This window comes from Flavobacterium cryoconiti, from assembly GCF_048158645.1.
GTDB classification, from domain to species: Bacteria; Bacteroidota; Bacteroidia; order Flavobacteriales; family Flavobacteriaceae; genus Flavobacterium; species Flavobacterium cryoconiti.
This window is the reverse complement of the sequence record NZ_JBLNKW010000001.1, coordinates 295164-314047: the sequence shown is the minus strand read 5'-3', so window position 1 is coordinate 314047 and position 18884 is coordinate 295164. Positions and strand designations below refer to the sequence as shown.

The 18884-nt window shown below is 33.0% G+C and carries 17 protein-coding genes; 10 read left to right on the top strand and 7 right to left on the bottom strand.

Annotated features, from left to right (window positions below; translation table 11 throughout):
* Positions 1 to 777: a glycosyltransferase family 2 protein gene (locus ACM55H_RS01280; RefSeq protein WP_416834779.1), complete on the top strand. Its 777-nt coding sequence runs from the start codon at positions 1 to 3 to the stop codon at positions 775 to 777.
* On the opposite strand, the gene ACM55H_RS01275 is transcribed toward ACM55H_RS01280, so the two are convergent.
* Genes ACM55H_RS01275 through ACM55H_RS01265 form a run of 3 tightly spaced genes read right to left on the bottom strand, consistent with a single transcriptional unit; the run spans position 767 to position 2669 of the window.
* On the bottom strand, positions 767 to 2074 hold the full coding sequence (locus tag ACM55H_RS01275; RefSeq protein ID WP_416834778.1) for a phenylacetate--CoA ligase family protein: 1308 nt from the start codon (positions 2072 to 2074) through the stop codon (positions 767 to 769). The two genes, ACM55H_RS01280 and ACM55H_RS01275, sit on opposite strands and share 11 nt — an antisense overlap.
* A complete protein-coding gene (locus ACM55H_RS01270; RefSeq protein WP_416834777.1) occupies positions 2075 to 2377 on the bottom strand; it encodes a HigA family addiction module antitoxin in 303 nt (100 codons plus the stop codon). It abuts the gene before it with no gap.
* A gap of 10 nt (positions 2378 to 2387) precedes the next feature.
* A complete protein-coding gene (locus ACM55H_RS01265) occupies positions 2388 to 2669 on the bottom strand; it encodes a type II toxin-antitoxin system RelE/ParE family toxin (protein ID WP_416834776.1) in 282 nt (93 codons plus the stop codon).
* Positions 2670 to 2765: 96 nt separating this feature from the next.
* Here ACM55H_RS01265 and purD point away from each other — a divergent pair, with 96 nt between their 5' ends.
* Entirely contained in the window at positions 2766 to 4040 is a 1275-nt protein-coding gene (purD, locus tag ACM55H_RS01260) for a phosphoribosylamine--glycine ligase (protein ID WP_416834775.1), read from the top strand.
* Positions 4041 to 4072: 32 nt separating this feature from the next.
* On the opposite strand, the gene ACM55H_RS01255 is transcribed toward purD, so the two are convergent.
* The gene (locus ACM55H_RS01255; protein WP_039108372.1) at positions 4073 to 4303 is read right to left on the bottom strand and encodes a DUF6341 family protein; all 231 of its coding nucleotides are present in this window, start codon (positions 4301 to 4303) and stop codon (positions 4073 to 4075) included.
* A 144-nt stretch (positions 4304 to 4447) separates the two neighbouring features.
* Here ACM55H_RS01255 and ACM55H_RS01250 point away from each other — a divergent pair, with 144 nt between their 5' ends.
* Positions 4448 to 5377, top strand: a complete 930-nt coding sequence (locus tag ACM55H_RS01250; RefSeq protein ID WP_416834774.1) for a DUF6427 family protein — start codon at positions 4448 to 4450, stop codon at positions 5375 to 5377.
* Here ACM55H_RS01250 and upp read toward each other — a convergent pair.
* Complete coding sequence (gene upp, locus ACM55H_RS01245) at positions 5372 to 6025, bottom strand: uracil phosphoribosyltransferase (protein ID WP_416834773.1); 654 nt, start codon at positions 6023 to 6025, stop codon at positions 5372 to 5374. The two genes, ACM55H_RS01250 and upp, sit on opposite strands and share 6 nt — an antisense overlap.
* 86 nt (positions 6026 to 6111) lie before the next feature.
* On the opposite strand from upp, the gene ACM55H_RS01240 reads away from it, so the two are divergent.
* From ACM55H_RS01240 to ACM55H_RS01225, 4 genes are all read left to right on the top strand, one after another.
* Entirely contained in the window at positions 6112 to 6717 is a 606-nt protein-coding gene (locus ACM55H_RS01240) for a DUF4254 domain-containing protein (RefSeq protein ID WP_416834772.1), read from the top strand.
* A gap of 43 nt (positions 6718 to 6760) precedes the next feature.
* A complete protein-coding gene (locus tag ACM55H_RS01235; RefSeq protein WP_416834771.1) occupies positions 6761 to 7789 on the top strand; it encodes a glycosyltransferase family 9 protein in 1029 nt (342 codons plus the stop codon).
* Between the two features lie 238 nt (positions 7790 to 8027).
* Positions 8028 to 10811 carry an outer membrane beta-barrel protein gene (locus ACM55H_RS01230; RefSeq protein ID WP_416834770.1) on the top strand — a complete coding sequence of 928 codons (2784 nt, stop codon included), beginning with the start codon at positions 8028 to 8030 and terminating at the stop codon, positions 10809 to 10811.
* Between the two features lie 122 nt (positions 10812 to 10933).
* Positions 10934 to 11695, top strand: coding sequence for a GLPGLI family protein (locus ACM55H_RS01225; RefSeq protein ID WP_416834769.1), 762 nt, complete (start codon positions 10934 to 10936; stop codon positions 11693 to 11695).
* Positions 11696 to 11809: 114 nt separating this feature from the next.
* On the opposite strand, the gene ACM55H_RS01220 is transcribed toward ACM55H_RS01225, so the two are convergent.
* Positions 11810 to 12205, bottom strand: coding sequence for a VOC family protein (locus tag ACM55H_RS01220; protein WP_416834768.1), 396 nt, complete (start codon positions 12203 to 12205; stop codon positions 11810 to 11812).
* 363 nt (positions 12206 to 12568) lie between these two features.
* Positions 12569 to 13621 (bottom strand): 2Fe-2S iron-sulfur cluster-binding protein, encoded by a 1053-nt coding sequence (locus tag ACM55H_RS01215; protein ID WP_416834767.1) that lies wholly within the window; start codon positions 13619 to 13621, stop codon positions 12569 to 12571.
* A 123-nt stretch (positions 13622 to 13744) separates the two neighbouring features.
* Here ACM55H_RS01215 and ACM55H_RS01210 point away from each other — a divergent pair, with 123 nt between their 5' ends.
* From ACM55H_RS01210 to porW, 3 genes are all read left to right on the top strand, one after another.
* A complete protein-coding gene (locus tag ACM55H_RS01210; RefSeq protein WP_416834766.1) occupies positions 13745 to 15214 on the top strand; it encodes a DUF5687 family protein in 1470 nt (489 codons plus the stop codon).
* 61 nt (positions 15215 to 15275) lie between these two features.
* Positions 15276 to 15971 (top strand): ABC transporter ATP-binding protein, encoded by a 696-nt coding sequence (locus ACM55H_RS01205; RefSeq protein WP_416834765.1) that lies wholly within the window; start codon positions 15276 to 15278, stop codon positions 15969 to 15971.
* 284 nt (positions 15972 to 16255) lie between these two features.
* Positions 16256 to 18883: a type IX secretion system periplasmic lipoprotein PorW/SprE gene (gene porW / locus ACM55H_RS01200; protein ID WP_416834764.1), complete on the top strand. Its 2628-nt coding sequence runs from the start codon at positions 16256 to 16258 to the stop codon at positions 18881 to 18883.
* The last annotated feature ends 1 nt before the right edge of the window (position 18884 follow it).

Sequence of the window (18884 nt, the reverse complement as noted above, 5' to 3'; positions counted from 1 at the left end):
ATGGAAATACCATTAGTCTCAATTATAACACCGTCCTTTAATTCTGAAAAATTCATTGCTGAAACGATTCAATCTGTTCAGAATCAAACCTACAAAAATTGGGAAATGATTATTGTGGATGATTGTTCTTCAGATGAAACGCTTTCTATTGTTACAAAAATAGCACTTCAGGACAATAGAATCCAACTTTTTCAATCCGAAAAAAACTCGGGAACCGGTATTGCACGAAATACTGCGCTGACTAAATGTAAGGGAAGGTATATTTCTTTTTTGGATGCTGATGATTTGTGGAAACCACAAAAACTGGAGAAACAAATTAATTTTCTTAAAATCAATAATTTACCATTTATTTTTTCTTTTTATGATTGCATTGATGAAGAAGGAAATCCATTGAACAAAAGAGTCGAAGCGCCTAGAAATCTTTCCTACAGACAACTTTTTTTTTGTAATTATGTTGGGAATCTTACTGGTATTTATGATGTGAATTATTTTGGAAAAATTGCTATTTCTTCCATCCGTAAACGCCAAGACTGGATGTTATGGCTTACAATTTTAAAAAAAATAAAAACGGCACAACCAATTCCTGAAAGTTTAGCGTTGTATAGAATTAGAGAAAATTCAATTTCAGCTTCTAAATTGGACTTATTGAAGCATAATTTTGCGGTTTACAGGACTTTTCATGGATTTAATATAATTGTTGCATCCTTTTGTATGATTGGGTTTTTATTTACGCAATTAATCATAAAACCGCGTTATATAAAACCAATCAAATCATAGATTTAAACTGTTTTAATTTTCCACGATTGCTTCTTTCTAAATTGCCTTTTCTTGTAAATTTAAAATTCAAATCAGGTTCTAGATACAGGGAAATTGCAGCTTCTATTTTTTGAATTTGTTTCGAATTTAATTCATTTTCACTGACATACTCGATTTCAAAAGAATCAATTTTTGTTTGCTTGATAATGAATTCTTTTACGTTTCCATCGTCTTCAATAAAGCTTTTGGTTACATAATAAAAGGTCAATCCAGGTGATTTTTTCCCGCTTGGCAAAAGTGCAATATCATTCGTTCTTCCAATTAATTTCTTGAGAATAGGTTTTTTTAACGTACTTTTTTCGTCGAGAATTCCAATATCGCCAATATCATAACGAATAAACGGATGCGATTTATTGAATAAGGAAGTAATCACAATTCGGCCCGAAGTACCGTTTGGAACCGCTTGATTATTGTCATCCAAAATCTCTACAAATAACGTTTCCGAATTCACTTGCCATTCGTCTTGAGGATTTTGAAAAGCGATTAAATCTAGTTCCGAAGCACCGTATTCATTGACAATTGGAATTCCAAATTGTCGCTCCAAAAGAATTTTATCATCTTCAAAAAGCATTTCGGAAGTCACCATGCACACTTTTAAAGTAGGACAGATTTCCTTTAAAATGATGTTTTTTTTCTTTAAATATTTGGCAAATAAAACGATAGAACTCGTATAACCATTGATGTAATCGAATTTTTTATTCTGAAATTTCCCCAGAATGGTTTCTAATACCACATCTGACAAGTCAAAAATAGAGAATCGAAACCGATGGCTCAAAAAATCTTTAAAACGTTCTTTTTTGTTGCCAATAAAATCCATTGGAATCCCATAAAAACGGGCCTGATACGAAAGGTTAAAATCAATTCCATACCAACCAAAACGATACATATTAGAAGCCCAGGTCAAAGCGTGACTGTATTTATCTTTGGCAAAAATAAAGGGATCACCACTGGAACCAGACGTTTTATTAACGTAACTGTTTTTTGGAGAATACCCATTCGAAAGCCTTTCCAGCAATGGTTGTTGTAAGTTTCTTTTATTTAAAACGGGTAAATCGTGCCAGTTGGTAGCATTTGAACCAACTAACTCCTGATAAAATGGATTATTCTGTAAATGAAAAGTAACGATTTCCACTTTTTTATTTTCAAGGAAAGCTTCGTGTTCTTTTTCGGATAAAGCTACAATTTTTCGCAATTCGGCTTTGGCTTCCTTCATTGGGAAACCATTTAGTTGCAGTGATAAGTCGAAAAGTGGAAACATTTAGGCTACTTTTTGAGTGTCAAAACGTTTTATGGATTGCAGTTCTTTTGCTTTGTGTTCTTGTTCTTCCTCTATGTCAAAATCATCCTGAAGACCAAGCCAAAATTTAGCGGAATTACCAAAATATTGACTCAAACGTAAAGCCGTATCAGCCGTAATTCTTCGGTTTCCTTTCGTAATTTCAGAAATTCTGGTTTGAGGAATTTTTAAATCCTTAGATAATCGGTATGCCGTTATTTCCAAAGGAATAAGAAATTCTTCTAATAAGATTTCACCCGGATGTATGTTTTTTAATTTTTCCATTTTTACTGTTTTAATGATAATCTAAAATTTCAACATGGGAAGCATTTCCATTTTCCCATATAAAAATAATCCTCCATTGATTGTTAATTCGAATGCTATAATAGTCTTTTAAATTACCATTTAGTTTTTCTAATCGGTTGGAGGGCGGTATTCTTAAATCTGCTAAATCTTGAGAATTATTAAGCATTCTTAGTTTTCGTCTGCCTATTTGTTGAATTTCGATAGAAGGTTTCTTTACAACAATACCATTCCATATTTTTTCAGTTTCTTTAGATCCAAATGAAATTATCATACCTTTAGCGTTACTAACGTCAAAAGTAAGTAAAAAAAATTATTATTTCATCTTAAAACAAACTATTTTTGCACCACAACTAAATAAAACTACATCATGACTATTTTACTATTGGGTTCAGGCGGAAGAGAGCATGCTTTTGCATGGAAAATGATTCAAAGTCCGCTTTGCGACACACTTTTTGTAGCACCAGGAAATGCTGGGACAGCAACAATAGCTAACAATATTGATATAAGCCCAACTGATTTTGACGCTATCAAAGCTTTTGTCCTTCAAGAAAAAGTAGAAATGGTTGTTGTAGGACCCGAAGATCCATTAGTAAAAGGGATCTATGATTTCTTTTTAAATGATGGGGAGTTAAAACATATTCCAGTTATCGGGCCATCAAAAATTGGTGCTCAATTAGAAGGAAGTAAAGAATTTGCTAAAGAATTTTTGATAAAACATAATATCCCAACTGCTGCTTACGATAGTTTCACTGCTGAAACAGTGGAGAAAGGATGTGAATTTTTGGAAACATTGCAACCGCCTTATGTTTTAAAAGCAGACGGATTAGCAGCTGGAAAAGGCGTTTTGATTATTCAAGATTTGGCGGAAGCCAAAGAAGAATTAAGAAACATGTTAGTGCACCAAAAATTTGGAGATGCCAGTTCTAAAGTGGTGATTGAAGAATTCCTTGACGGAATCGAATTAAGCTGTTTTGTCCTTACTGACGGAAAAAATTATAAAATCCTGCCAACTGCCAAAGATTACAAACGTATTGGCGAAGGCGACACCGGATTAAATACAGGCGGAATGGGAGCAGTTTCTCCGGTTCCTTATGTTGACGCTGTTTTGATGGAGAAAATCGAAACACGCATCGTAAAACCAACTATTGATGGTTTCCAGAAAGACGGAATTCCATACAAAGGATTTGTTTTTATAGGATTGATTAATGTGAATAACGAACCAATCGTAATTGAATACAATGTGAGAATGGGCGATCCGGAAACGGAAGTGGTTGTTCCAAGATTGAAAACAGATTTAGTTGAATTGTTTTTGGCTGTTGCCAATGAAAAATTAGATGAAATAACACTTGAAATTGACGAAAGAAGTGCTACTACAATTATGGTAGTTTCTGGTGGTTATCCGGAAGATTTCGAAAAAGGAAAAGTGATTTCAGGATTAGAGAACATTCAGGATTCTATTGTTTTTCACGCAGGGACAAAATTAGAAAATGGAAATGTTGTTTCGAATGGAGGAAGAGTTTTAACCGTAACTTCTTATGGAAATGATTTCGAAGAGGCCATAAAAAAATCTTACCAAAACATAGATAAACTAAATTTTGATAAGATGTATTTTAGAAAAGATATTGGAAACGATTTAAAATAGTTTCCAATTATCGTTCACTTTTTTTTAAAATATTATTTTAAGAAAGAGTGAGCGGTAGTATCTTGATTTTCTGTTCCGTTTGCTTCAAAAATTTTCAATTGTTTGATCCAATATACCATTGCAGACGCACAAATAATCATGAAAATCCAGTTGATAGTATTAGCAGCAAACCAAGATTTAAGCTCTAATGAGCGTAAAAAATCTAGAGGAGCAAATAAAATATTTACAAATAAGTATTGTATTCCTTCGAAAAATGCTTTCATAATGTATAAAATTAATTTTATTAGTTGTTTTTAAAGAGCTCTGGATAGTAAAAGGTCTTATTTAGTAAGAATCTTTTTGAACTTGCAGGGTTTCCTTTTTAAACAAGTATTATATTTACAATCACAAAAGTATAAAATATCCTTATGATAACAAGTGTTTTTAAAAAATCTACACCATTAAATTTTTCTTTGGTAGTAATTTTAATGCTGGTTTTCTTTTTAATATACCAATTTCAAGATTTATCTTGGACTAATTCCTTTTTTTTGATTTTAAAAAAAGTGGCATTGTTTTGCATTTTATTGGCTTCTGTTTTTATTACCAATTTCGTTGTAAAGAAAAACGGACTCAGTAAAGACAGTACATACACCATTTTTTTCTATTTTTTATTGTTGCTTTTTTTTCCTTCGGTATTAGATAACACGAACCTAATTGTTTCAAATTTCTTTATACTATTAGCCCTTCGCCGATTGATTTCATTGCAATCACTTAAAGCTTCCAAAGAAAAAATATTTGATGCTTCATTGTGGATTTTTTTAGCCTCATTATTTCATTTTTGGAGTATTATTTTTATTGTATTGGTTTTCATATCAATAATTTTCCATGTTTCCAGAGATTATAGAAACTGGTTCTTGCCGTTTATTGCCTTTTTCACAGCGGCAATTCTTTTCTTGTTATATGCGGCAGTATTCAATGTGAACGTAATCGAATATATAACAAGGAGTGTAACGACGGATTTTAGTATTGATTATTTTACTAATAATTATCAAAACGCTGCTTTTTCGATATATGCTACAATTGCATTATTTTTCGTTATTTCCATGTTTGCAACATTGTCTAACAGACCACAGCTTTTACATGTTTCTTTCAAAAAAATAATAGCTTCCTTCTTTATTGGAATAGTAATTTTCTTCATTTCCTCCAATAAAAGTAATGATTTATTGTTGTTTACCTTTGCGCCGTTAGCCATCATGGCAACAAGTCATATTGAAATTGTGCAGCTAAAATTGAAACAGGAAATCGTATTGTTTGTTTTTATTCTTTGCAGTCTTTTTGCTTTTTTCTCGCAATTATAGTTTCTCGCCAAAAGCTAAATCTCCCGCATCGCCAAGCCCCGGAACAATATAACTGTGTTCATTTAGTTTTTCGTCTAATGTAGCGATCCAAAGATGACAGGTATCGGGTAAATGTTGTTTAAGGTGTTCAATTCCTTCTGGGGCGGCAATTACAACTGCAATGTGAATTTCCTTTGGAGTTCCTCTTTCCATTAATTTATTAAAAACAGCAACTATAGATTGTCCAGTAGCGAGCATGGGATCAATCAATAGTACATTTTTGTTGTTTATATCAGCGATTGCTTGGTATTGAACCACAATTTCAAAATCATCATCATTATTAGGATGGTGTCTGAAGGCTGAAATAAAACCATTTTCAGCATTGTCAAAATAATTCAAAAAACCCATGTGCAATGGCAATCCTGCACGCAAAATGGAGCACAAAACCAATTTATCTTCAATTTCAGTCGTTTTCTTGATGCCAAGAGGCGTTTGAATTGTTACGTTTTTGTAATGCAATTCTTTGCTCAATTCATAAGCCATTATTTCACCAATACGTTCAATATTTCTTCTAAAACGCATGCTGTCGTTATGAACATTCACATTTCGAATTTGTCCTAAAAAATGGTTCAGAACACTATTGTTTTCGGATAAAATATGGATTTGCATGGTTTTAATTTTGGAATTAAACTTCTAAAGTTTTTTTAATCTATAAAAGTATAAAAAAGTATCTTTGCCTTTTAATATATAAAGATATGTTTTCAAAATTAGCTTATTCCGTTTTCGAACAAAGTATTAAAGATTATCATCAATTTGATAATGTTGATCAGCCTATAAATAATCCGTTTCCGAAGGATAAATTCGAACATTTATTGTATCATAAAAACTGGATTGACACGGTGCAATGGCATTTTGAAGATATTATCCGTGACCCAAATATTGACCCGGTTGCCGCTTTGACTTTGAAAAGAAGAATTGATGCTTCTAATCAAGAACGTACGGATATGGTGGAATATATTGACAGTTATTTTCTTCAAAAATACAGCCATGTAGTAGTAAAAGAAAGTGCTAAAATCAATTCAGAAAGTCCTGCTTGGGCTTTTGACAGATTGTCAATTTTAGCTTTGAAAATTTATCACATGAATGAAGAAGCGACTCGTGCAGCAGCTTCCCAAGATCACAGAGATAAATGTCAGGCAAAATTAAATATTCTTTTAGAGCAAAGAACTGATTTGTCAGCCGCAATTGATGACTTAATAAAAGACATTGAAAATGGTGATAAATTCATGAAAGTGTACAAGCAGATGAAAATGTACAATGACGATGATTTGAATCCTGTTTTGTACCAAAACAAGAAGTAATTCTCGTTTTAATTTGTCCCAAAAAATCAAACATATAACCGTCATGAGGCTTTCCGCAATGGGAGATGTTGCCATGACGGTTCCTGTTTTGCGCGCTTTTGTAAATCAGCATCCAGAAGTTAAAATTACGGTCGTTTCCAGACCATTCTTCAAACCTTTTTTTGATTCCATTCCCAACGTTTCTTTTTTTGCTTTCGATGTAAAAGAACGACACAAGGGATTTCTGGGATTGTTGCGTTTGTTCCAAGATTTAAAAGGATTCCATACTGATGCTTTCGCCGATTTGCATAATGTTTTGCGTTCTAAAATCGTCAGAAGTCTTTTTGCTTTAAGCGGAAAAAAAGTGGCTTCGGTTGATAAAGGAAGAGCAGAGAAAAAAGCATTAACCCAACCCGAAAATAAAATTTTCAAACAACTGCCAACTATGTTTGAAAGACACTGCAAAGTATTTGAACAACTTGGTTTTACCGTTGATTTATCCTCCCGAAGTGTCGGGACAATTTTCCCTGAAAAAGCAGTTTTAGATACTGAAATCATCAAATTTACTGGAGAAAAAAACCAGAAATGGATAGGAATTGCTCCTTTTGCACAATATGATGCTAAAGTGTATCCTTTGGATTTGATGCAGGAAGTCATCAACCAATTAGCCAAAAATGCAGACTGTAAAATACTGCTTTTTGGTGGCGGAAAAAAGGAAATAGAACTCTTAAATTCGCTTTCTTCGAACAAAGAAAATGTCATTACTATGGCAGGGCAACTTAAATTTCAGCAGGAATTACAACTCATCAGTAATCTTGATGTAATGCTTTCCATGGATTCCGGAAATGCGCATATTGCGGCCATGCTTGGTATAAAAGTGATTACGCTTTGGGGCGCAACACATCCTTATGCCGGATTTTCGCCTTTTAATCAACCTTTAGAAAATGCTTTGGTTTCCGATAGAAATCAGTTTCCAAAATTACCCACTTCGGTTTATGGTAATAAAATAGTGGAAGGTTATGAAGATGCCATGCGAACGATTGCTGTTGATTCTATCGTAAAGTCTTTAAATGGCTGTAAACAAATAGGATAAATATTCATGCATACTATACGGTTTTAATCTCTTCAACATTTTATTGTTATATGTAAGAATAATTTTAACATTTTTATAACGAAAAAATTTCAAATTTTTAGTGAGAATAATACTATTTTTGGTTTAAGTGCTTGAGAATTTGCACTCAAAACTGACCTGAGGCGGAAGAAGATTGCTTTTTCGGTGAAGTCGCTTTTAGAAATTTTGAGATGCTAAAACAATAAAATAGAAACTATTTATGCCAAAAATTACAGTAACAATTGCAATTTTGCTCTTATTCTCTTTTTCAGCATTTTGTCAAAAAGCAAACCTTTCGGGTGTTTTAACGGATGGTAGCGAAAAAAAACCTGTTTACAATTCAGTTGTTGCGTTATTAACCCCCATAGATTCTATTTTATACAAGTTTACCCGATCGGATAAAGAGGGGAACTTTAATCTCAAAAATGTAAAAGCAGGAAACTATATCTTGATGACGGCGCATAGCCAATATGCCGATTATGTAGATGCCATAATCGTTAATGAAAATGAGAAAAACTTAGGAAAAATTGCTTTGATGAGCAAAATTAATGCGCTTAGAGAAGTAATTATAAAGACGGGTTCCATTAGAATTAAAGGAGATACTACCAGTTATAGAGCAGGTGATTTTAAGGTTGATGCCAATGCCAATGTAGAAGAATTACTGAAAAAACTGCCAGGGATTCAAGTAGATAAAAATGGCGTCATAAAAGCCATGGGGGAAACTGTAGAAAAAGTATTGGTAGATGGCGAAGAATTTTTTGGTGATGACCCTGGCATGGCGGTAAAAAACTTACGTGCTGATGCGGTCAAAGAAGTACAAGTTTTTGATAAGAAAAGTGATCAAGCCGAGTTTACAGGAATAGATGATGGTGAAACAAAAAAAACAATTAACCTAAAATTAAAGGAAGATAAGAAGAAAGGGTATTTTGGCAAAATAGACGCTGCAAACGGACCATTGACAAATATAGATTCCAGATACAATACCAATCTTATGTTTAGTGATTTTAAAGGTAAAAGAAAACTATCTGCTTTTTTATTAAATGGGAATACAGGTCAAGATGGACTTGGTTGGCAGGATAGCGAAAAATTTGGTGGACGGGAGAATGATATCAGTATGAGTATGGATGATGATGGAAATGTAAATTATGAATGGACAGGTGGCAATACTGATGAAGAGCCGTATGTTGATACTCAAAATGGTTTTATCAAAAACACCAATGCAGGATTGCAGTACAGCAACAAGTGGAATGATAAACAAACATTGAATCTATCACCAAAATACAATAAGCAAATTTACAACAACAATAATAGCAGGATTACCCAAACACAAATAGGAGAAACCCAATTAAACGAAAACACAGCAACGATAAGCAATGTAAATAGAAGTAATTTTAAACTAAATGCTACTTACGACGTAAAATTAGATTCTATAAATTCCATAAAATTTACCGCGAAAACTAATTTTTATACTACCGATAGCGATGAATTTACAAACGGAAAGACTACGGGAGATAATGGATTATTAAAAAACAAACAGGAAAAAACATTTACTACAAAATCGGATAAGGAATCTTTGTTTGCAAGTATTTTGTATAAACATAAATTCGCCAAAGCCCGTCGTACATTTTCTGTAAACAGTAGTTGGAATATATTGAATACGAATGCAAATAATTTTTTAAAGTCTTCCAACGAAAGTTATGATGGAGGTGTTTTTTCCTCTAGGGATGATGTGGATCAAAACAAAATAGGAGAAAAAACAAATCAAAATATTACGGTAAACGTTGCCTATACAGAGCCTATAGGTAAGAAATTTGCATTGCAATTCGCTCATCAAATTACTTATAATAATGGTGATAGCAATTATTTAACGTATGATTATTCGGATGCTACAGGTAAGTATGATTTGGTTGTAAATTCTTTATCAAACCAGTTCAAACAAACAATAACAACAAACAAGCCCAATATAAAATTGAGTTACAATGCCAAAAAAATAAATTATAGCTTTGGCAGTGGTTTTGGTTTTACTTCGTTTGATTTGCAAGATCAAACTTTAAACAAAGAGTACAGGCGCAGCTATACTAACTTTTTTCCAGCTGCAAATTTCTCCTACAAGTATAAAAGCAATAGTAACTTGCGTTTCAATTATCAAGGCGCAACTAAACAGCCTACCATCGATCAATTACAGCCTTTGAGGAACAATCAGGATTTTTTCAATCAAACTGTAGGTAATCCAGATTTAAAGCAATCCTTTACCAATAGTATAAACCTATCAAACAGTAGTTATAGTATTTTGACAGAATCGCATTTTTACCAAAGTATTTCTTTTAGAACGACTACCAATTTAATTTCTTACAACAAAGATATAGACCCAGAAAGTGCTAAAACAATTTCCAAACCCATAAACACAAATGGTAATTTTTCTGGAAATTTTTATTTTGGATATGGATTCAAGATAAAAAAAATAGATTTACAAGTTAATCTTAATCCATCTGTTAACTACAACAAATCAGTACTTAGTATTAATAACAAAACCAGTAATTCCAATACTTTAAATTCAGGATTTTCAATTTACTTGTATAAATCAAAAGAAAAGAAATACGAATTTAGTTTAAGTAATAGTTTTTCAAATAACAGAAACAGTACTTCTTTAAACGATGAAATAAAATCGTTTAACACCAATAATTTGGGCTTGGATATAGGGGTTTATTTCAGAGAAAAATGGAAATTATCCACAGATTATAATTTATACTCTCGACAAAAAACGGTCGATTTTCAAACCAATCTTACTAATCAATTGTGGAATGCAAGGCTGCAACGTACCTTCAAAAACGATGAGTTTACGGCTTATATCATGGTACGAGATATTTTGAATCAAAATATAGGCATAAATAGATATGTTCGTGAAAATGTAATAGGTGAGGAACGAAACGATAGGCTCAAAAGATATGCTATGATAGGCTTTACCTGGAATTTTAAAAATAAAGGCGAAACAGCGAAAAAATAGATTAGTAACTTTGCTGAAATAAAACATACAAATTTGACAACGTCATTTTGCTTTTTTTAACACAGAATAAAAGCAAAGAACAAGACAAAACGAGTTCACGGAATAACAATAAATAGTAACATATGAAATCAATACTTTTTTTTATTACTGTACTAATTTTTACAACTACATCAAAAGCACAACAATTTATAGATAAAGCTGTAATTGAATATGAAGTAAATACCAATCTCAAAAAAACGATGAGCAATGATAGCTGGGATGAGATGATGAAAGAAAACCTGTCGGACTTAAAAATATCTTATTTCACCTATACTTTTGCAGATAACAAAAGCATATACAAATTTGATCGATGGAGCCCAAAAACAAGAATACCAAAACACGAAAAAGATGCCGACGAAGAAAATACTTGGTATTTTGATTTTACAATAGGAAAAATGAATATGCAAAAACAAATAGTAGGAACTAATTTTGTAATAGCAGATAGCATACCAAATATACAGTGGAAAATCACAAATGAACATAGAGAAATAGCCGGTTATAATTGCCGAAAAGCCGTGGGCAAAATAATGGATGACGTATATGTATTTGCTTTTTACACAGACGATATTACCATTTCTGGCGGTCCATGTTCTATAAGCGGTTTACCGGGTATGATTTTAGGACTTTCAATACCAAGATTATATACCTCATTTATCGCGACCAAAATAGATTTAAATAGAAGTACCACATCCGACATAAAACCAATTACAGCCAAAAAAACCTATGACTTACTGGGTCTGAAATCGATGATAGAAGAAAAAACAAAGGATTGGTATACCTATGGCGAGGATAAAGAAGAAAACAAAAGACAAAAAAATCTTTTTTTATGGAATGCTTTTTTATAATTGGTTAACTACTTGATTTTGAATCGTGTTTTAAATTTGGTGCTACAACTCATCAGTAATCGTGATGGGATGCATCGATGGATTTATTTGGCAGCTATTAACGGCAGGCTTAATTTACATGCCCGGCCAATATAAGAAATTGAATTTGTGACCGTCTGGATCTGCAAATCCAAAAGTGTATCCCTTTTCGAACTTCTGCGGTTCAGAATAAATTTTGCCGCCAGCTTTCTTAACCTTTAAGTACCATTGATCAACTTCTTCTTTACTTTTGGCCGAAATAGAAAAAATCACTTCATTTTGCTTTTCTAAATTTGCAACTTCACTTTTCGCACTGCTTTCAAATCTTGCTTTTGCAAAGAAATGAACAACAAATTTCCCTTTACCAAAAAGAAAACTTGACAATTCTTCCGTACGATTCCCATTTGTTTTAAAACCCAATTCTGTGTAGAATTTGGTTGTCCTATCTAAGTCATTTGAGGCAAGATTCGCCCATATCATTTCGGGTTCCATAAATTTAAATTTTAAAGATCTGTTTTTGATAACTAAGTTAAGGATTAATGCTTTAGTTCTTTTAAAAAGCGATGTTAAATTACGTTATATTCGGTTTTCCACTGGCTTGTTCAATGTCATTAAGCTAAGAGTTTATTTGTCATTCTGACGAAGGAGGAGTTTCATAATATTGTTGCATAACTTGTTTATAAGTGTGATAAAATAACACAAAGCAATTAAAAATCAGTCATGTATAATCGATTCCCCTAAACTGCGTAGATTTTAATTGTACTATTATTCTACTAATATACTAAAAATCAAAACCTCCCTAAAATAAAAAAACTTCCCTTTTCAGAGAAGTTTTCGTTATAATTGAGATGTTTTCTAAACGTCATCGTAATCTACATAAATAGTTTCTGACGTGGGGTGCGCTTGACAGGTTAGGATTAAACCATCGGCGATTTCTTTATCAGTAAGGATAGAGTTTTTAGTCATTTCGGCAGTTCCTGAGGTAACACGAGCCAGACAACTGCTGCAGATTCCGCCTTGGCAAGAATAAGGAGCGTCAAGACCTTGTTTTAAAGCTGCTTCCAGGATGGTTTGTTTTTGTGACATTTCAAAAGTCGTTTCATCATCATCCACCATAACAGTGATTTTTGAATGTCCTTCTAATGATTTTTCGATTTTATGTTCTTTGGAAGAAGTTGTAAACAATTCAAATTTTATAGCTGATTCTTTGATGTTTTTTGCTGCCAAAACACCAGAAACAGTATTAATCATTTCCTCCGGTCCACACAAATAGAACTTATCAAATTCCAATTCCTTGTGTTTGTTATTCAAAACAAAATTCACCGCAGATTTATCTATTCGGCCAAACAATGCATGTTCTGCTTTGGCTTGACTGTAAACATAATGTACAAAAAGACGGCTTACATATTGCAATTGCAAATCGTGTAATTCTTGATGAAAAATTGTTTCTTCGGGAGATTTGTTGCCGTAAACAAGGACAAAAGAACTTTTAGGTTCACTTTTCAATACTGATTTCAGGATAGAAAGTACGGGCGTGATTCCGCTTCCGGCTACAAAAGCCACATAATTTTTTTGTCGGTCAGCTTGTGGTTCAAAAGTAAATTTTCCTTCTGGTTTTCCTACTTCCAGCGCATCACCTGCTTTCAATTTGGTATTGGCAAACTGAGAAAAAGCACCATTTGTTACTGCTTTTACAGCAATTCGCAATTCACCGCTTTCTGGAGCGGAACAAAGAGAATACGCACGACGAATTTCCTGATTGTCTAAGGTAAGTCGAATATTAATATATTGACCCGCAATGAAAGTATAGTTTGGTTTTAATTCCTCGGGAACATTAAAAAGTATAGAAACCGCATCTTTGGTTTCACGTTTTACTTCTTTTATAATAAGTTTTAAAAAGGATGGCATGTGATTAATTTTTTACAAAAGTAGGAAACGACAAATAAATGGGGATTATAATTGCCGATTTTTTTATATTAGATGTAACATTTCAAGAATTTTACTACCAATTACGAAACCAAACTATAAACCATGTTCAAAAAATTTATCTATCTCGAATGGAAGGCTTTCACGAGATCAGCTTCCTTCGCAACAAATTTGGGTTTAAAAATATTGATGCTTTTTGTGGCGATTTATTTTGCTTTAGTTTTTTTGGCTTTGGGAATTGGAGCCTTTTATATTATTAAGAAAATGAATTTGGAACCATTGGTAACCGTCAATAAATTCCTGATTTACTACTTTTTATTTGATTTGATTATTCGTTTACTGTTGCAAAAAATTCCGGTAATGAACATTCGTCCCTTATTGGTTTTACCGTTTAAGAAACCAACAATTGTCCATTTTTCTTTGGGCAAAACCATGCTGTCTTTTTTTAATTATGCACATGCTTTTTTCTTTTTGCCTTTTTCAGTTGTATTAATCATGGAAGGATATGATGTGGTGAGTGTATTGCTTTGGCATTTAGCTATGATTTCACTGATTTATATCAATAATTTTTTAAATATTGTATTGAACAATAAAGACAATTTGTTTGCCATTTTCATAGGAATTGTGATTGTTTTAGGTGGCTGTCAGTATTATCATGTTTTTGATATTACGACTTATTCAGCTATTTTCTTTGAGGGCTTATTCCACACAAAATGGATGTTTTTGCTACCAATTTTAGTTTTAATGGGACTTTATTCTGTTACGTTCAACTATTTCAAAAACAACTTATACCTAGATTCAGGACTTTCAAACAAACACCAAATCGCCAAAACCGAGGATTTAAAGTGGCTGAATCAGTTTGGAACATTGGGAACATTTTTGAAAAATGATATTAAACTCATCAAAAGAAACAAACGATCTAAAACTACGGTGATTATGAGTGTGGTGTTTTTATTTTATGGTTTCCTATTCTTTACCAATGGAATCAAAGCATACAATAATCCCATAATGCACATTTTTGCAGGAATTTTTGTTTCGGGTGGTTTTTTATTCACTTTCGGACAATTTGTGCCCAGTTGGGACAGCTCTTATTATCAATTAATGATGACCCAAAATATTCCGTATCGCGGGTATTTGAGCTCAAAATGGTGGCTGATTGTTATCGCGACGGTCATTTCTACGATTTTAGCTTCATTCTATTTGTATTTTGGATGGCAAGTGTATCTGACAATTGTGGTGGGCGCCATTTATAATATTGGAGTGAATTCTCATTTGGTGCTTCTTGCGGGCGCATACACAAAAACACCAATAGATTTGGATTCAAGCAAAGGTGCTTTTGGAGATAAAAAAGCCTTTAACGTAAATACCATGTTGATTTCGTTGCCCAAATTGCTATTGCCATTGGGACTTTATTGGATTGGTTCCACATTAATGAGTCCTAATCTAGGATTAGCAATGGTTGCCGTTGCCGGAATAATAGGTTTTGCTTTGAGAGATAAAGTTTTCACACAAATTGAGAAAATTTATAAAATAGAAAAGTACAAAACCATAGCGGCATACAAACAAAAGAGTTAACAGTCAATTTTCATAAAGCGATTAACCAAATCAACAAATAACCGATTAAACTTTTTTAAAAATGATACAAGTAAACGATCTTTCAAAAATATATAACGGCACAACAGTTCTTAAAATCGAAAATCTGGAAATCCTAAAAGGGCAAAGTTTTGGATTGGTAGGAAATAATGGCGCCGGGAAAACCACATTTTTCAGTTTGCTATTGGATTTAATCCAGCCTTCAACGGGACATATTATCAATAATGAGATTCAAGTGAATGCAAGCGAAAACTGGAAACCTTTCACCGCTTCTTTTCTGGACGAAAGCTTTTTAATTGGCTACTTAACCCCCGAAGAATATTTTTATTTTATAGGTGATTTACGCGGACAAAACAAAGCGGATATTGATGCTTTGCTTGCTAAACACGAGGAGTTTTTTAATGGCGAAATCTTAAAAAACAAAAAATATTTACGTGATTTATCCAAAGGAAACCAAAAGAAAGTGGGAATTATTGCGACACTTATTGGTAACCCGGAAGTGGTAATTCTGGACGAACCCTTTGCTAATTTAGACCCTACAACGGTCAATAGATTGAAAAAAATCATCAAAGAATTAGCCGAAAATCCAGATGTAACAGTGCTGGTTTCCAGTCATGATTTAATTCATACGGTAGAGGTTTGTAACAGAATTGTGGCGTTAAACAAAGGCGAAATCGTGAAAGATATTCAAACATCTGCCGAAACGTTGCAAGAACTGGAACTGTTTTTTGCAGTTTAAAATTTAATTTGGGCGTGACCCGGAAAGAAAAATTCCGGGTCGGGATTTTCGCTCTCAATCTTTTTTATTCTTGAAAAAAGAATAAAAAAGGATTTCCGCTGCAAACGAAGTTCACTGAACACCAACATAAATAAAAGCTTGGTGAAGTACTCCCTCACGCAAAAGCAAAACCGGCAATCAAAAAGAAACTCAATAATTTCCACGATAGCAAAAAGAAACGTATTTTTACAAGTCATTATACTAAAAAGTATTTTTAGAAGTTAATTGATAAAAACCGTTTACCATTGAAAACCAACACATTCAAACATATATTTTCGCTAGGATTTTTATTGTTTTTGGTAGCGTGTTCTACTAAAAAGGACACTTTTTTGGCGAGAAAATCCCATGCTTTGAGCACCAAATATAATATTCTATACAACGGGCAAATAGGGTTGGACAAAGGAATTAATGGTATAAAAGCAAACAGTAAAGATAATTTTTGGAAGCGTTTGCCTATCGAAAGAATGCAAATGGATGAAGCCATTTCTACAGATGTAAAATCTAAAAATGCTGATTTTGAATTGGCCGAGACCAAAGCCACAAAGGCAATTCAAAAACACTCCATGAACATTGGCGGAAGAGAAAAAAACAGCCAAATAGACGAAGCGTATTTGCTGCTTGGTAAATCCCGTTATTATGACCAAAGATTTGTTCCAGCACTGGATGCATTCAATTATATTTTATACAAATATCCCAACAGCAGTAGAATTTATGAAGCCAAAATTTGGCGTGAAAAAACTAATATGCGACTGGGTAATGATGCTTTGGTTGTGAAAAACATGACCAAAATGCTGAAGGAGAAAAAGCTGAAAAAACAAGTTTTTGCTGATGCAAATGCACTTTTGTCAGAAGCTTTTTTAAACTTGGAAGAAAAAGATAGCGCTTTAGCAAAATTAAAAAAAGCCGAAAAATATACCAAAGTAAAAGCAGAAAGAGCAAGATACCGTTTTATTCTTGGGCAATTGTACGAGGAATTAGGCAAAAAAGACAGCGCTATTTTGAGCTATGAATCCGTGATAGCCATGAATAGAAAATCCGAAAGAAAATATGTTATTCAGGCTTACGCCAAAAAAGCGCAATTATTCGATTATAAAACCGGAGACACCACAGCGTTTTTAAAAACATACAACAAACTAATTGCCGATAGAGAAAATAGACCATTTCTAGATGTAATTTATAGAGAAAAGGCGGTGTTTTATGATAAAAACAACAAACAAAAAACAGCTTTAAATTTTTACAATGCTTCGCTGAAAAAAGCAACGACAGACCAATATTTGATTGCTTCAAACTACAGGGATTTAGGAAATATGTATTTCAAAAATGCCGATTATCCCGTGGCAGCTAAGTATTATGACAGTACTTTAGTAAAGCTGGATGTTAAAACCAGAGAATTCATTCACATTCAAAAAACCAGAAAAGATTTAGATGAAGTAATACAACTCGAAGCTATTGCCAAAACAAACGACAGTATTTTGCATGTGGTTGCTTTGTCAGAAACGGATAGGATTTTGTATTTTGAAAATTATATCGACAAGTTAAAAAAAACGGATGAAGCTAAAAGAATTTTAGAAGAAAAACTCAAAAAGAAACAAGAAAATATAGAAAGAAATACCAAAACGGCTTCCATAGATCCAGCTTCTCCTAATCAGGATCCAGGAAAACCAGCTAAAAAATCATCATTAGCACCACCTACTATGGCCAGTATTTCGGGGCAGCAGTCAGCCAGTGTTTTCTATTTTTATAATACTACAACCATTGCATTTGGAAAATTAGAGTTTAAAAAAATATGGGGAGACCGATCCTCGAATGGAAATTGGAGATTATCAGCCAACAAAACTGATTTTGCTGTGAATGATTCCATTGGTGGGGACAAAGCAAAATTGGAAGACAAATTAGCGGCTGATAAACCAGTTGAAACATACACGACTGACTATTATCTAAAACAGCTTCCCACAAAGCAAACCGCAATTGACAGCATTGCCAAAGAGCGTAATTTTGCCTATTACCAACTTGGGATTATTTATAAAGAAAAATTCAAAGAATATGAATTGGCCAGCGCTAAACTGGAACAGTTATTAAAAAATAATCCTGAAGAAAAATTCATTCTTCCTGCACTCTATAATTTATATAAAATTTATCAAATTACGGATGCTGCTAAAGCGGAGGAAATGAAAAATAGAATTTCGGCCCAGTATCCAAATTCTCGTTATGTACAAATAATAAACAATACAAATTCGGTACCTGCAGATAATGAATCACCGGAGAAAGTCTATAATAAATGGTATAAATTGTATCAAGAGGAGCAATATACTGTAGTGTTAGCAAAAATTGATGATTTGATTAATCAGTTTTCGGGTGATGAAATAGTTCCTAAATTTGAACTGTTAAAAGCAACTACTCTTGGAAAACTTAGAGGATTGACAGCTTATAAAAATGCGTTACAGGAATTAGCGGATAATTATCCTAACAGTGAAGAAGGCAAAAAAGCAGTAGAAATCCTGACAACTCAAATTCCGTTTTTGGAAGACAAGAATTTTAGTACTGTTGATGCCAAAAATTGGAAAATTCTTTATAAAGCAGCAGCAAGAGAAGATAAAGCTACAAAAGCAATCGAAGAAAAAATCAAAATGTTTATTGCTAGTGAAAACATTCAAAAACTAACCTATTCCTTTGATATTTATACGGAAAAAGAAAATTTCATTACCATTCACGGAATTAATTCGGAGGTTTATGCAAAAGATATTGCACAAACAATTAAAGAAAACAACAAATATAAAATTGATGAACCTGCAATAGTTGTTTCTGGTGAAAACTATAAAGTAATTCAAATCAAGAAAAATTTAGAAGCGTATTTAGCACCAAAAAATCAATAAT